Annotated in this window: 14 protein-coding genes and 1 tRNA gene; 8 read left to right on the top strand and 7 right to left on the bottom strand. The window is 39.2% G+C overall.

Annotated features, from left to right (window positions below; all coding sequences use genetic code 11):
• Positions 1 to 35: 35 nt before the first annotated feature.
• From JWQ54_RS05290 to JWQ54_RS05280, 3 genes are all read left to right on the top strand, one after another.
• Entirely contained in the window at positions 36 to 2,468 is a 2,433-nt protein-coding gene (locus JWQ54_RS05290) for a thiamine pyrophosphate-dependent enzyme (RefSeq protein WP_299581279.1), read from the top strand.
• Between the two features lie 147 nt (positions 2,469 to 2,615).
• Entirely contained in the window at positions 2,616 to 3,194 is a 579-nt protein-coding gene (locus tag JWQ54_RS05285) for a nitroreductase (RefSeq protein WP_299581277.1), read from the top strand.
• A 225-nt stretch (positions 3,195 to 3,419) separates the two neighbouring features.
• Positions 3,420 to 4,205 carry a murein L,D-transpeptidase catalytic domain family protein gene (locus JWQ54_RS05280; protein WP_299581275.1) on the top strand — a complete coding sequence of 262 codons (786 nt, stop codon included), beginning with the start codon at positions 3,420 to 3,422 and terminating at the stop codon, positions 4,203 to 4,205.
• A gap of 254 nt (positions 4,206 to 4,459) precedes the next feature.
• Here the strand turns inward: JWQ54_RS05280 and JWQ54_RS05275 are convergent, their stop codons facing one another.
• The gene (locus JWQ54_RS05275; RefSeq protein ID WP_299581273.1) at positions 4,460 to 6,022 is read right to left on the bottom strand and encodes a L,D-transpeptidase family protein; all 1,563 of its coding nucleotides are present in this window, start codon (positions 6,020 to 6,022) and stop codon (positions 4,460 to 4,462) included.
• A 123-nt stretch (positions 6,023 to 6,145) separates the two neighbouring features.
• Here JWQ54_RS05275 and JWQ54_RS05270 point away from each other — a divergent pair, with 123 nt between their 5' ends.
• Together JWQ54_RS05270 and JWQ54_RS05265 are read left to right on the top strand one after the other, a co-directional pair.
• Positions 6,146 to 7,159, top strand: coding sequence for a glycosyl hydrolase (locus JWQ54_RS05270; protein WP_299581271.1), 1,014 nt, complete (start codon positions 6,146 to 6,148; stop codon positions 7,157 to 7,159).
• Positions 7,160 to 7,163: 4 nt separating this feature from the next.
• Positions 7,164 to 7,703: a DinB family protein gene (locus JWQ54_RS05265; RefSeq protein ID WP_299581269.1), complete on the top strand. Its 540-nt coding sequence runs from the start codon at positions 7,164 to 7,166 to the stop codon at positions 7,701 to 7,703.
• Here the strand turns inward: JWQ54_RS05265 and JWQ54_RS05260 are convergent.
• Entirely contained in the window at positions 7,693 to 8,022 is a 330-nt protein-coding gene (locus JWQ54_RS05260; RefSeq protein WP_299581267.1) for a cupin domain-containing protein, read from the bottom strand. The two genes, JWQ54_RS05265 and JWQ54_RS05260, sit on opposite strands and share 11 nt — an antisense overlap.
• Before the next feature lie 363 nt (positions 8,023 to 8,385).
• Between JWQ54_RS05260 and JWQ54_RS05255 the strand changes: the two genes are divergently transcribed.
• Positions 8,386 to 8,859, top strand: coding sequence for a DUF1801 domain-containing protein (locus JWQ54_RS05255; RefSeq protein ID WP_299581264.1), 474 nt, complete (start codon positions 8,386 to 8,388; stop codon positions 8,857 to 8,859).
• 58 nt (positions 8,860 to 8,917) lie between these two features.
• Here JWQ54_RS05255 and JWQ54_RS05250 read toward each other — a convergent pair whose 3' ends face one another.
• From JWQ54_RS05250 to JWQ54_RS05230, 5 genes are all read right to left on the bottom strand, one after another.
• On the bottom strand, positions 8,918 to 9,832 hold the full coding sequence (locus tag JWQ54_RS05250) for a hypothetical protein (RefSeq protein ID WP_299581261.1): 915 nt from the start codon (positions 9,830 to 9,832) through the stop codon (positions 8,918 to 8,920).
• 9 nt (positions 9,833 to 9,841) lie between these two features.
• Positions 9,842 to 11,020, bottom strand: a complete 1,179-nt coding sequence (locus tag JWQ54_RS05245; protein WP_299581258.1) for an acetyl-CoA C-acyltransferase — start codon at positions 11,018 to 11,020, stop codon at positions 9,842 to 9,844.
• 113 nt (positions 11,021 to 11,133) lie between these two features.
• On the bottom strand, positions 11,134 to 11,304 hold the full coding sequence (locus tag JWQ54_RS05240) for an Arc family DNA binding domain-containing protein (protein ID WP_299581255.1): 171 nt from the start codon (positions 11,302 to 11,304) through the stop codon (positions 11,134 to 11,136).
• A 3-nt stretch (positions 11,305 to 11,307) separates the two neighbouring features.
• Positions 11,308 to 11,817, bottom strand: a complete 510-nt coding sequence (locus JWQ54_RS05235; protein WP_299581252.1) for a hypothetical protein — start codon at positions 11,815 to 11,817, stop codon at positions 11,308 to 11,310.
• Between the two features lie 4 nt (positions 11,818 to 11,821).
• Positions 11,822 to 12,679, bottom strand: coding sequence for an SPFH domain-containing protein (locus tag JWQ54_RS05230; RefSeq protein WP_299581249.1), 858 nt, complete (start codon positions 12,677 to 12,679; stop codon positions 11,822 to 11,824).
• A 113-nt stretch (positions 12,680 to 12,792) separates the two neighbouring features.
• On the opposite strand from JWQ54_RS05230, the gene JWQ54_RS05225 reads away from it, so the two are divergent.
• Both JWQ54_RS05225 and JWQ54_RS05220 read left to right on the top strand, forming a co-directional pair.
• Positions 12,793 to 14,859 (top strand): HDIG domain-containing metalloprotein, encoded by a 2,067-nt coding sequence (locus JWQ54_RS05225; protein ID WP_299581246.1) that lies wholly within the window; start codon positions 12,793 to 12,795, stop codon positions 14,857 to 14,859.
• 98 nt (positions 14,860 to 14,957) lie between these two features.
• Positions 14,958 to 15,044, top strand: a tRNA-Ser gene (locus tag JWQ54_RS05220).
• Positions 15,045 to 15,235 lie beyond the last annotated feature (191 nt).

Raw genomic sequence — 15,235 nt, 5'->3', positions numbered from 1 at the left:
AATTTTATAATTTTACCCCCTAAACAAAATATTATATGCCCGAAACTGCAATTAACGCTACCGGCCAATTGAATACCGCAGAGCTCAGTTTTGATGATTTTAAGAAGATTGTGATCAATGATTACCGTATTGGCTACGAAAGCAGGCAGGCGAGTTTGATTGGTCGCAGGGAGGTGCTCACGGGTAAGGCTAAGTTTGGAATTTTTGGCGACGGTAAAGAAGTTGCTCAACTTGCCATGGCCAAAGCCTTTAAAAAAGGCGACTGGCGTGCAGGGTACTACCGCGACCAAACATTTATGTTTGCGACAGGTATGAGCAACCTGCAAGAATTTTTTGCACAGCTATATGCTTATCCTGAAATTGAGAAGGACCCGGCATCAGCTGGCAGGCAAATGAACTGTCATTATGCTACCCGTTTTGTAAATGAAGATGGCAGCTGGGTAAACCAGGCCGAAACCATGAACTGCTCGGCTGATATTTCAACAACCGGTGGCCATATGCCGCGTTTGTTAGGGTTGGCTTATGCCTCAAAGTTGTACAGGCAAAATAAAGAGCTTGAATATTTAAATAAATTTTCTGTAAAAGGCAATGAAGTAGCTTTTGGAACAATAGGTAACGGCTCAACATCCGAGGGCTTGTTTTTTGAAACTTTTAATGCTGCAGGTGTGTTACAGGTGCCAATGGCTATTTCTGTTTGGGATGATGCCTATGCCATATCGGTTCCGGCTAAATTGCAAACTACCAAAGAAGATATATCTGAAATATTAAAAGGCTTTCAGCGCGAAAAAGGTAGCAACGGCTACGAAATATATAAAGTTAAAGGCTGGGATTATGTAGCGCTTTGTGAAACCTATGAACGCGCTATTACGCTTTGCCGTGCTGAACATGTGCCGGTTTTGATCCACGTTATTGAAATGACCCAACCGCAGGGGCACTCTACTTCGGGGTCACATGAGCGCTATAAATCAAAGGACCGCCTGGGCTGGGAAGAAGAGCATGACTGCCTGTTACAAATGCGCAAATGGATGATAGCATCAGCCGTTGCTACGGAGGCAGAGATGGACGAACTGGAAGCAATAGCCAAAAAGTATGTACGAGATGTACAGAAGCAAGTATGGAACGAACTAAGCGACGAGATCCTTACCGAATTAAATGATGCTTCGCAATTAATTGAAAGGCTTGCTGAGGATGTGTCTGAAAATGACGAATTGTTGCAAGTAGTTGCTGAGTTGCAGGGTTGTGTTGATCCAGGTCGTAAGGATGTGGTTGCTGCTATACGCAAATCTCTGCGCCTTACCGCAAAGCACAACACCCCGCAAAAACAGGTGCTAATGAGCTGGCTTGCTGAAGAAAATATAAAAAACAAAAAACGCTATAGTTCTAAATTATTTACCGGAACGCAGTATTCGCCGTTAAATGTTTCAAACGTACCCGTTAGATATTTTGAAGATTCGAAGTTTATAGATGGCCGCGAGGTGCTAAATGCTTGTTTTGATGCCAACTTTGATCGTGATAAAAGTATCGTCGCTTTTGGTGAGGATGTTGGTGCAATTGGCGACGTAAACCAGGGATTTGCCGGTTTACAAAGTAAATATGGCGATTTGCGTTTAACGGATACCGGCATTCGCGAAGCTACTATTATAGGGCAGGGGATGGGTTTGGCAATGCGGGGATTAAAACCAATAGCTGAAATTCAGTACCTTGATTATCTTTTATATTCTATAAATGTTTTAAGCGATGATCTTGCAAGCTTAAGCTACCGCACGCGCGGCGGCCAAAAAGCGCCTTTGATAGTGCGCACACGGGGGCATAGGCTTGAAGGGATCTGGCATTCAGGCTCTCCGTTAGGGTTGATCTTAAACTCAATGCGCGGCCTGCATATTTGTGTGCCACGCGATATGACGCAGGCGGCAGGCATGTATAATGTATTGCTAAGAGGCGATGAGCCGGCACTTGTAATTGAATGCTTAAATGGTTATCGTTTAAAAGAACGGCTACCGGCTAATGTGGGCGAATTTACAGTACCCTTAGGAAAAGCAGAGATCCTGAACCAGGGTACTGATATTACAGTTATATCTTATGGCTCAACCCTCCGCATTGTTATGGAAGCCGTTAAAGAACTGGAAAAATTGGGTATAAGCGTTGAAGTTATTGATCCTCAAACGCTGTATCCTTTTGATACAGATAATGTTTGCGGCAGCTCGTTGAAGAAAACCAGTAAGCTATTGATAGTGGACGAAGATCTTCCCGGCGCAGCATCTGCCTATATTTTACAACGGGTAATTGAGGATCAGAAAGGCTATTACTCGCTTGATGTGCAGCCTAAAACACTTACAGCAAAAGAACACAGGCCGCCTTACGGATCAGACGGTGGATACTTTAGTAAGCCATCATTAGATGATATAATTGAAGCAGTTTATAGTTTAATGAACGAAACTGATCCGCATAAATTTCCGGCTATTTATTAATTGGTGATGTGTGAGTTAGTGATGGTGGAATATTTAATTAGTAAGTTAGCTGTTTGTCATTAAATCTCATTTATAATCCCATTTTTTATAATAATCTTACTTTTGCGTCCTGTTCATTTTGATCAGGACGCTTTTATTTTTACACCTATGGATACTATATTTTCAGCAATAACCAATATTATAAAAAAACGCCGCAGCGTTAAGGCGCAGGCAATGAATGGTAATAAGATCCCCAACGGGCATATTGCCGCTATATTGGAGCTGGCTAATTGGGCACCCACCCATGGCTATACCGAACCCTGGCGTTTTGTAATTTATGAAAACCCCACGGCGTTTTGCCTGCAACATGCCGAACTATACAAACAAAATAGCCTTGGCGATAACTTTATCCCTGCCATCTATGATAATTTATTGCACCAGGGCGATAAAGTCTCACACATAATTATAGCCGTAATGAAGCGGGGCGATTTGCCAAAAATTTTGCCATTTGAAGAAATTGCATCATCATCATGTGCTATACAAAACATGCTGCTGGGTGCAACCGCATTAAATATTGCTTCGTTTTGGAGCACGGGGGGGATGGCGCTTAAACCTGCATTAAAAGAGTTTTTAGGGTTTGGCGGGGAAGATAATGTAATGGGAATACTTTATTTTGGTTATGCTGACGAATATCCGGAAGGTAAAAGAAATACTGAAATAGAAGAAAAAATCACATGGGTTAAATAATAATTAATTATTTCCGTAGTTTATAGTAAATATCAATTTTATTAAATTATTTATATAGAATTTAATATTGATACATTTTTCTTATATTAAAAGATATTTTTTTAATTATTAAAATATATTTACTTTTGCAAAAGATTGTAAATAGTGGCAAAAAAACAGAACCCTAAGACTGTTCTTTACGTAAAACAGGCCACTAATTAATTATTGATTTAACCCAGGTAAAGAATGAGAAAACCTCTTGGCGGACTTATATGCATTTTATTGATCCTCGCAATTGCTACTATCAGCTGGAAACCGGCAGAAATTAACAAACATAACATCGATTTTAAAAAAGCTTTCTCTGCCAGAGAATTGCTTGAAAAATATGTCAGCAATGTCTATGAGTCTGCACATTTGCAGGGATCAGGTTTGGAGCTTGATGTATTTAATAAAGCCGTAACGGGTTTTATGAATTTAAAAGCAACAAATAAATTACCTCAAACCAGCTCAATTCTTACTGTAGTTGATCTAACCAAATCAAGCCATGAAAAGCGGATGTGGATTATTGATATGATCAATGATGAATTGCTTATTAACACTTGGGTGTCGCATGGACACGGCAGTGGCGATGATATGGCTACCAGCTTTTCAAATAAAATTGATTCGCATCAAAGTAGTTTAGGCTTTTATATTACCGATGATGTTTATTATGGAAAAAATGGCCGTTCATTGCGTTTAGATGGCATGGATGCAGGTTTTAATTCAAACGCCCGCGAGCGTGCCATTGTGGTACACGGCGCTGATTATGTTGGAGAAAATGCAATTGGGCAGATTGGCCGTCTTGGCCGTAGTTATGGTTGCCCGGCAGTTTCACCAGAAGTATCAGACAAGGTTATAGATATCATCAAAAATAAAACAGTTATGTTTATTAATGGTAACGATCATCGCTACAACTCAAAATTCCTGGATCAGGGTTTGGCCGCAAGCTATGTTTTCCCTGGTACAAATAGTAGTGTTATAGCAAGTCTATAGAAACACTAGTTCTCTCAAATTATTTCAAATTTGATATAGAATACTAGTGTCGTGTCATATATGAATTGACATTTAGTCTTGAGCCAAAAGTCTTTAGTTCTAAGCCAAAAAAAGAATAAAATTTACTTATGACTTACGACTAATTACTGTTGACTTAACACTAGTTCCCCGAATTATTTCATTTCTCCAATTGATCGATTTATCAAGGTTGAAAATTTGTGCAATTCGAATAAATTCGTCCAATTCGTGTTGATTTAATTTTTTGCTACTAATTGATTAATCGGCCGTATGAACTTCTGCAAATGATCAAATAAAACAATATCGTGCCCATACACATCATTTCTGAACTGTAATTTGCCATCTTCATCAGCCCAGCAAGTAACATAAGTAATATATACAGGAACTTTTTTAGGCAGATAAATACTGGTAGGGCCAGGATTATCCTCCGCCATATCTTTGGCAATTTCCTCGTACTTATCTCCCGGGCCAAACAAGTTTAAGGCAAGCCCCTGCGGATCACCCAAACGCACACAGCCATGGCTCACAGCCCTCATTTTTTTGTAAAATGCCAATTTTGCGGGTGTATCATGCAAATAAACGCTGCTTTTGTTTTTGAAAAGAAATTTTATTTTACCTAAAGAATTATCAGCACCGGGGTTTTGTTTAAACTCATACGGCGAATTTTCTTTGGTTATTTTTGTCCAGTCTATATCTTCCGGATCCTCAACCAGTTTATCGTTTTCATAAACATCAATGTCTTTATTAGATAAATAAAAACGATCCTTAGCCGCTTCAACTAAAATCTCTTTGTTAGCAATACTGCGGGGGATATTCCAAATAGGGTTAACATCAACACTATGTATCAAACTGTTAAGCAAAGGTGTTTCATGCTCATTAGGCTTATCAATTTTACATGAATCATTGTAGGCCAAAAGCGTATTGGAGTTGTCCATATTGCGGCCCTGGCCAACACAAACCTTCATTTTTAATACCGATTTTCCGCTATCTATAACATTCAGAAAAAAATCGGGGATATTTACTATAACATATTTGTTTTCAGAAGGCTTATTCCGCCATCTTAAACGTTCCAGATTAACCAATAAAATTCGTTTGGTTTCCTCGCCTGATCGGCCCGGATCTTCATATTTTTCTCTCAGTGCCTTTTGTAAGGCCAGGTATTGCGGGCTTTTAGGTTGAATACTATCCAGATACGCCTGCATATTACCGATGTGAAAAATACGCACCATGCCCATGCTATCAGGCCTTTTGGTTGCCAAAAAATAGCGCTGATAAATACTTTTGGGGTTTATTACCCCATACTGCATTGCATTGGAGTAATTTATTAATGAATTGGCGGCAGCAAGTTCAATTTTGGCAATTTGGCGATAGGCGGAATCTAAACTCTTTGTATTTTTTTTAATAGCAAAATCATATATCAGCGTCCTTAATCTATCAGCATGGAAAATTTGTGGATTAAGCCCATGCTCATCGGCTCTGGAACAGTAACCTGATATGGTTTGCAAATCACCACTAAATAAGTGAGCCAGCACCAATTGCGGTGTGTAATGGTTTTTTCTGTAATAATCTGCTATAAAATCAGCGTGCTTTAAATTTGAACGCTCCCTTGTAAATTCACTTTTAAAAACCTTCGAAAAATCTTCGGGCGTATAATCCTGGTAAATTTTGTTGTGGGTCTTTTTAAAAAAAAAGGTGGCAGTTTCGTTCCGCTTCTTTTTACAGCTTTGAAAAGTGATAATGAAGGCAGAAAGTATTAAAAGGGGGACGGCAATTTTTTTTACCGGGGCAAATTTAATCATAGCTATTAATGTTTCAAAGATAAGGCTTTGTTAGCAATTCGCGGGAACAACTTGATATTAGATTTTTATTAATTTTGAAAAACACAAAAGTCGGTCCTTACCTTTATAACCAATAGCATGCCAATGAAAAAATATTTCCTGATTATTTTAATCGTATTTGCTATCTGCCAGCTAAAAGCTCAAAAAAACAATCCTGTAAATGAAAATGCCTCGGCAGGAGTGAAGAAAACCCTCAGGTTTTTGTATGATATACAGGGCAAAAATATTTTATCCGGACAGCAGAACTATAACAGTGACAGGAATGTATTTTCAGACAGCGCCAAAAATATCACCGGGAAATATCCTGCTGTTTGGGGCTGCGATTTTATTAATTGGGGTGATAAGGATCTGGGTCCGCAGATAGTTGAGGAAGCTATAAAAAAGTCAAAAGAAGGGTATATAATCACCCTTATGTGGCATGAAGGTAAACCAACGGATAGTCCTCCATATGAGTTCTCTAAAAATGTAATTGCCAAAATGAGTGATGCCGAATGGAATGAACTGGTTACGCCTGGTACCGATCTTAACAAAAAGTGGCTTGCCCAAATAGACGTTATTGCAGGCTATTTGAAACAGCTTAGGGACGCAGGTGTAACCGTATTATGGCGGCCATACCACGAAATGAATGGCGTTTGGTTTTGGTGGGGAAACAGGAAGGGTGAAAACGGCATCAGTAAATTATGGAAAATGATGTATGACAGGTATACAAATTATTTCCATTTAAATAACTTATTATGGGTATGGGGAGCAAATGGACTGCGGGATATACCTAATGATGAAGCTTATGACTATAAAGATTACTATCCGGGTGCAAGCTTTGTTGATATTTTAGGGGCCGATGTATACCACTTTGATTATGAGCAAAAGGATTATAATGATTTGCTTAAATTAGCTAATGGAAAACCAATTGCGCTAACAGAAACCGGCGAATTGCCAAAAGCAGAAATACTAAAAGCTCAGTCACAATGGACCTGGTTTATGGTTTGGACAAGCTGGCTTTGGACAGATAATACGCACGATCGTGTTAAAGAAATATACAATCTGCCCCAAACGCTAAGCCACGACGAGGTAAAATCGAAACTTGATTCAATGAAATAAAAATATGAATAAACCCGAAGTGTGGCTGCGGGGGCCATTGGATAATATGCCAGGCTTGTTACAGCCTGTTGCCCATGCTTTATTACAGGCGCGTGAAGAGATCATTGAATTAATGACGGACTTTCCTGAAGCATTACTCTGGGAAAAGCCTGCAAGTCTTGCATCGCCGGGATTTCACCTGCAGCACCTTACTGGTGTGCTCAACAGGCTTTTTACTTACGCCAATGGCGAGCAGCTTGATAAGCAGCAATTGGATGTATTAGCAGCAGAGGGAAAGCCACCAAGCGGAGAATATAGTGTAAGTACTTTAGTTGAAATGTTTGATAAACAAGTTGATAATTGCATCGGCCAGCTAAAAAATGCTGACGAATTAACCTTAACAGAAAGCAGGGGAGTAGGCTGGTCAAAATTGCCATCAACTGTTATCGGTTTATATGTGCATGGAGCCGAACATACCATGCGGCATACCGGACAGCTGTTGGTTACGGTAAAAGTATTGGTTGATAAGTACGCCGATGATGTGGATTCAAGGCTTATAACTTAGTGTTTTCTCCACCATCTGGGCCATAAAAAATAACCCATGTTGCAAAATCTTCAGTGAAATTTTCAAAGCGGTGCTCAACACTGGCTGGTACAAATAATACATCACCAGGCCCAAAAGCAGATCGCTCGCCATCGTTTAAAAACTCACCCTTTCCGCTGATGATAACATAGAGCTCATCCTGCAAATGCGGGGTTTGCCTGTCTGTTTTTGCCGGACGGTAAATTTCAACCGACATACTTCCGTGCTCCATCAATTTAATGAACAAAGCGCCATCACTGCCGGCCAATTTCTGTAAAGCATCAGTAACCGTTGATCTCATAGATCAAAAGTAATTATTTAACAATTTACCTGCTACGCGTTATTTTAGCAACAATGTCGCCACAGATCCACTTTGAACTTTTACCGGTTGCAAAGCCATTAAATATTGTGGCTTTTGTAATAGCGCTTTTAGCTTCAGTTTGTGCCCGAATTTTTTGAGCAGGTACGTTAACAGTAATAGAACCATAAATTTATTTTAAGTTGTTTGTTAAAAAGTAATTTTTATCCATTAAATAGTATTTTTATATTATAATAAAGCAGTACGGGTGAGGGATATAGGTGCAATAACTAAAATCACAATAACTTATACGTTTACCTTTATAAATAAGATGTGTTATTAATTTAGCTTTTTCAACTTAGTAAAATGGGAAAAGAAACCGTAAGCGATCTCATTAAATTCATGCTTCCTTACCCGGATAGTGTTAAGGCTGCCGCATTATGGTTAAGGGAATTTGTATGGGACCTATACCCAGAAACTAACGAGCTTATTTATGATAATTACAACGCCGTAGCTTTTGGTTGGTCGCCTACGGATAAGGCTGGTGACGTGTTTTGCAGCATAGCCATATGTAGTGATCATGTTAACTTTGGGTTTAACCGGGGTGTAGACTTTTCTGATCCACAGAAAATACTAATTGGTAATGGAACTCAATACCGTTATTTGAGGGTGCGGGACAAGGAAGATTTTCCGGAAGAGTATATAAAGCAGCTGCTTGAATCTGCCTATGAGAATTCAATATCGAGGCAAAAGCCCGTTAAAAAAATAACAAAAGGCGAAACTATAGTTAAGTCGGTATCCCCGATCAGAAAAAGACCAGGAGGAGTGATCAGAGATTAGAGGTTAGTTTTTTGAATAAAGACACTAATCTCTGATCTCCAGTCTCTAATCTCTAACATCAATGATTTCCTTTAGCAGCAGCTTTATCAATTGCGGCTTGTTTTTTAGGGTCAACATATTCCTCGTCACGGTTCTCGGGTATATTTCTCATGTCCAGGTTTTCAATGTATATCCATCTGCCATTTTTTAATTTATACCCATCATAGGTCAAATCGGGGCCATAAGTAGAATATTTGTTCTTTAACTTTGGGTCGGGAGGGGCAAGGTGGTCAAACACGATCAGATTTTGCTCGGGTATATATTTTAATAACATTGATGCCTGGCGGGTATATTCAAATACTATCCGGTCTTTGGTTTTCCCATTGCCATCAAAAATATGCATTCCCAATTCAGGTTTACCTTCGTTAAAAGATAACACATCTATTACCTTTTTTGTTGATTCCACAGTATTACCCTTCCAGCCTATTAACACATAATAAAGTTTGGGACTATAAACAGGTACGATCTTATAATATTGCGCACCATACCATTTACGGTTGTCAGTAACAGAGTCTTCCGGGTTTTTTAAAAGCGGCGAGTAATCCTCTAATGGGTACATCTTTAAGTTACCACCGGTATTTAGCTGTATAGTACCATAAAACCGGTAACTGCCATCTGAATTGATTACGTGCCAGCTAAAGATCCGGAAGCGGTTGTCAGGTGAGTTTATTATGCTTACACTTTTTACTGAGTCAAACGGAAAAAGGAAAGAATTCTGGATTTTCAACGCGTTAACAAGCGTTTTGATAAATGCATAGTTTGCATTTTTTCGCTCAAGATCGTTCTCGTCATTAACAAACTTTTTGCCCAAATTAATCAGGGTATCTTCATATAAATGCAGTTGCTTAATGCGCTTGCTTTCGTCTGAGTGCTGGGCGAAAATAAATTGTGGCGTTAATGCCAGTATGAAGCAGGTAATTAACAGAGATTTCATCACCCCTAATTAACGAAAATTTTCTAAAACCATTGCACTGGCCCCTCCACCTCCGTTACAAATTCCCGCAGCACCATATTTTCCATTATTTTGCTGCAACACGTGCACCAGGGTTACAATTATCCTGGCGCCAGACGCGCCTAACGGATGGCCAAGAGAAACAGCACCGCCGTTAACATTTACCTTTTCCGGATTGAGTTTTAAAAGCTGATTATTGGCTATTGATACAACAGAGAACGCTTCATTTATTTCAAAAAAATCAATTTCATCAGCTACAAGTCCGGCGCGATGTAAAGCCAGGGGGATAGCTTTTGACGGAGATGTTGTAAACCACTCTGGTGCCTGCTGTGCATCCGCATAAGCAATTATTCTTGCCAATGGTTTAATTCCCAGCTCATCAGCTTTATCCTTACTCATTAAAACAACCGCAGCGGCGCCATCATTAAGGGTAGATGCATTAGCAGCTGTTACTGTTCCCTCTTTTTTAAACACAGGGTTTAATGAAGGGATCTTATCAAACTTTACAGCCTTTGGTTCTTCATCTTCAGCAAATAAAGTAACGCTGCCTTTTTTATCTTTTAGTTCAACGGGAGTTATTTCTTGTTCAAACTTGCCTTCACTTTGTGACTTTTGTGACCTTTTGTATGATTCTATTGCAAAAGCATCCTGCTCTTCACGGCTTATATTACATTCAACAGCACATAGCTCAGCAGCAGCACCCATATGGTAATCATTATATACATCCCACAGGCCGTCTTTTATAAGGCCGTCAGTAATTTGTCCGTTGCCCAACCTGTAACCATTCCTGGCCTTATCTAAATAGTAAGGCACATTGCTCATGCATTCCATACCACCGGCCACAACAATTTCATTTTGGCCCAATGCTATACTTTGGGCAGCCAGCATAATAGCTTTCATACCCGAAGCACATACTTTATTTATGGTTGTAGCAGGCAAAGAGGGCAGACCTGCAAATATAGCAGCCTGCGTTGCCGGTGCCTGGCCAAGATTTGCAGATAATACGTTGCCCATATAAACTTCCTGGATCTGTTCAGACTTTAAACCTGCCTTTTCAACAGCTGATTTAATAACAATACTACCCAGTTGTGTGGCCGAAAGGCTTGCCAAACTGCCGCCAAAACTGCCAATAGGAGTACGGGTTGCTGAAACTATTACTACTTCTTTCATGAAATGATCTTTAAAATTGGTGCTGCAAATCTAGTGATTTTTAGTATGCACGCATAGTATTTGAGTCAAAAGTCTGCGTTATTTTTGACTCAGGACTACAGACTCAGGACTTATTATTGATCTATTTTCCTCTTTTTGCTGCTTTTTTTACGTTCATTCAAAGCTTGCTGCAACAGGTATTCTATCTGGCCATTAGTGCTCCTGAACTCATCTGCCGCCCAATGCTCAATCTCTTTAAGCACTTCCGGATTAATGCGTAATATAAATGCTTTCTTCTCAGCCATAAATTAATGTGCCGCTTTTCTTCTTCTTCTCAAAATAATTAAATACGATCCCAAAAAGGTCAATAAGGGAATTAATGTTACCGGTACCATACTTTGATCAATATAAATGGTATCCTTTAAGCTAAAGAAACTGCTGTGAATATGCATTATTTTTCCATAATCGCCCGATTCCCAAATGTATTCACGCGACCAAATTGATGGCCTGTAAAACTCAGCACTAAACCCGGTTTGCAATGTGAAAACTATTCGTCGACTAAACAATTCCTGTGTTGCCCGTCCCACCGTCACACTATCTTGGTCGGTGATTAACAATGTCCTGCTAAAAACACCTTCACGTTTAAACATCCAGGTATCAGTAGCTGTAACTACGGTTGCCTTATGCATTGAAAGCCGGTGATAGGTAATTTTACCATAGGTGTAAACATTGTCTGTTAATTCATATTCGGGGCTAAACCAGCCTTTCCTTATCATGAAGAACTCACTTACCTTTTTTGTGTCGAGTGCTTTAAACATGCTATTAATGGTATAAAGTGCCTGTATTAACAACCGGGTTCACACTCCTGTCGCCGCATAAAACAACCAGCAGATTACTCACCATTGCAGCCTTACGCTCTTCATCCAATTCAACAATATTTTTTTCAGATAACTTACTTAATGCCATTTCAACCATACCTACAGCACCCTCAACTATCAGCCTGCGGGCCGAGATAATGGCGGAGGCCTGCTGACGCTGCAACATGGTGTGCGCAATTTCAGGAGCATAAGCCAAATGGGAGATCCGTGCCTCTAATACTTCAATACCAGCACGATCAAGACGTTCATTTAACTCTTTTTCCAATAAAAGGCTTACCTGCTCAGCACCACCTCTTAAACTAATGTGTGCCGACTCGTCTTCAAAATTATCATAAGGGAAAGAATTAGCCAGGTGCCTTACAGCCGCCTCACTTTGTATATTTACATATTGCAGGTAATTTTCAACTGCGAAAATGGCGTTTGCCGTATCTTTTATTTGCCAAACAATTACTGCCGCAATTTCAATCGGGTTACCAATGCTGTCATTTACTTTAAGCTGCTGCCCGTTCAGGTTGAATGCTTTTAATGAAACCTTCTTTTTTATTGTAAATGGGTTTACCCAAAAAAAGCCGTCCTTTTTAACGGTGCCCACATACTTGCCAAAAAGTGTGAGAACTTTTGATTCATTGGGGTTAACAATAACAAGTCCCGGTAAAACAAAAATAAAATCTGCAACAACAATAATAATACCAGCTACAATAGCCTGAAACACAAATGAAATGATCACTGCGGCAAGCAGTATCAGGAATAAAATGAAAGCAATGTAACCGGAAGGAGGGTTGATGGTTTTTTCAGTATTCATGATTTAAAGTGATTTTAAAATGATATCATAAAGATATCATTATTTATTTCACAAAAGCAAGAAAAACTGCATATAATGGAAACTTATATTAATTTTGGTACACAAACATATAAATGGCTAAATTATCTTCATCGCGCCAAAAGGCATTATTTCGCAAATACTCCCGTAATGTTAAGTTTTTAATGATGCTGGCGAGCATTTGCGTAATTGTTTTTACTCTTCCCAAACAGGCAAAATTTAGTTACGATATTGAAAAAGGGCGCATCTGGAACCAGAAGGACCTTATATCCCCTTACAATTTTGCCATATTAAAAACACAACAGGAAATTGAAAGCGATCAAAAGATTGCGCTGGCAAGCATAACTCCAATATACCAGGCAGATCCAGACATGCCTGAACATCAGCTTGAAGGATTTAAGAATGACTTTGAAATAAAATGGCACGGCGCCGGTATCCCTGATAATAAAAAGGCAAAATATGCATCTACGGGTTATAATTTATTAAAATCAATTTATGATAAAGGTGTTTTAACGCTGAACCCTAAATATCAGCAGAATGCAGAAAATTACCAGGTAACTATTTTAACCTATAATTTGGCAACTGATAAAAACACAGCTGATATTTTTACCAAGCAAAAAGCTTTAAACTATTGCGATCAGTTTTTAAGCGCCCATAAGGATCTGGATAAAGCTTTTTTGCTTGATTTGGTCAGTAACAGGCTGCAGCCAAATTTGACTTACGATAACAAGCTAACGTCAAGGCTTGAAAAAGAAGTGGTCGAAAATCTGTCAACTACAAGGGGGATGGTTCAAAAAGGTGAGGTAATTATAGCCAAAGGTTCAGTTGTGAGCGATGAGGCCTATCAAAAACTGCAATCATACAAAAAAGCATTCGAAGATAATGCCAGGATAAACGGCGACAGAAGGTTGGTTTTGCTTGGCCAGGTTTTATTGGTTGGCATTGCTATTACCCTGCTTATAGTATTTTTATATCTTTTTCGCAAGGATATTTACGCTGACAACCGCCTTGTAAGCTTAATACTGCTTGTAATTACGGCAATGCTGTTCACTTTGTCGATAGCTATAAAACTGCAACTGCCCAATTTATATTATATACCTTATTGCATTGTTCCAATAATCATCCGAATCCTATTTGATACCCGACTTGCTTTGAACATCCATTTATTGGTTGTGCTGATAGCCGGATTTTTTGTGCCGAACAGCTTTGAATTTGCCTATTTTGAAATTACTGCCGGGATGGTTTCTATTTATAGCATCAAAAACCTGATCCGCCGCGAACAGTTCCTTATTTCGGCACTCATCATTACGTTTACTTATTTTGTTTCTTTCCTTGGGATCTCGTTTATTCGCGAAGGCAGCATCAGGAGTATTGACTGGATGGATTTTTTACCTTTTGTGGTAAGTGTTTTATTAACGTTGCTGGCTTACCCGCTCATTTACATCTTTGAAAAGATCTTTGCAATAACATCTGATATTACCCTGATAGAGCTTACCAATACTAATGCGCCCCTGCTCCGCGAAATGGCTTTTACTGCACCCGGTACCTTTCAGCATTCATTACAGGTAGCTAATCTTGCCGAAAATGCTATCTACAGTATCGGAGGCAATGCTTTGCTGGTTAGGGCAGGAGCATTGTACCATGATATTGGCAAAATGGAGAACCCATTGTTTTTTATTGAGAACCAGACATCCGGATTTAACCCGCATGATAAACTTCCTTACCAGGAAAGCGCACAGATAATTATAAGGCACGTAAGCAAGGGGATTGAAATGGCCCGAAAAGCAAACCTGCCCGAAATTGTGATCAACTTTATCCGCACACACCATGGCGATACCAGGGTGGATTATTTTTACCAGTCATTTTTGAAAAATTTTCCTGAAAAATTCATAGATGAGAACACTTTTAGGTACCCGGGACCTATTCCTTTCTCAAAAGAAGGAGGTGTTTTGATGCTTGCCGACTCAGTGGAGGCTGCTTCGCGGGCATTAAAAGAGCCGGATGAGCAATCAATAAGCAACCTTGTTGACAGGATCGTAAAATATAAACTTGATCAAAACCAATTGAAAGACAGTGATATAACCTTGAAGGATATTGAAACAATAAAAACAATATTTAAAAAAATGCTGATGAGCATTTATCACGTACGGGTTGATTATTAAGAAAACGAACTTTTTTTTTGAGGGATAAGCCTAATTGCTATATTTGCAATCCCGAAAAAAAGGGAATTATTGGAATAAGGTTCGAAAGAATCAAATATGGTGAGGTGCCTGAGAGGCCGAAAGGATCAGTTTGCTAAACTGACGTACGGGAAACTGTACCGAGGGTTCGAATCCCTCCCTCACCGCTGATGACAACATCAAAAATACTCAAAAGCCTGTAAATCTATGATTACAGGCTTTTCTCATTTATGGGTTCTTCAAAAAAATGCAAAAAAACTCAATAAATGGGTGAGTGATTGGGTGAGTAAATTTTTTTAGAAAAAATTTACTCACCCAAAATGGTGGAACTATTTGGTTTACAACATGTTCGACGAGC

It is taken from the genome of Mucilaginibacter sp. (assembly GCF_028288225.1).
Lineage (GTDB): Bacteria > Bacteroidota > Bacteroidia > Sphingobacteriales > Sphingobacteriaceae > Mucilaginibacter.
The sequence above is the reverse complement of the archived record's forward strand: the minus strand, read 5'-3'. Positions and strand labels throughout refer to the sequence as shown.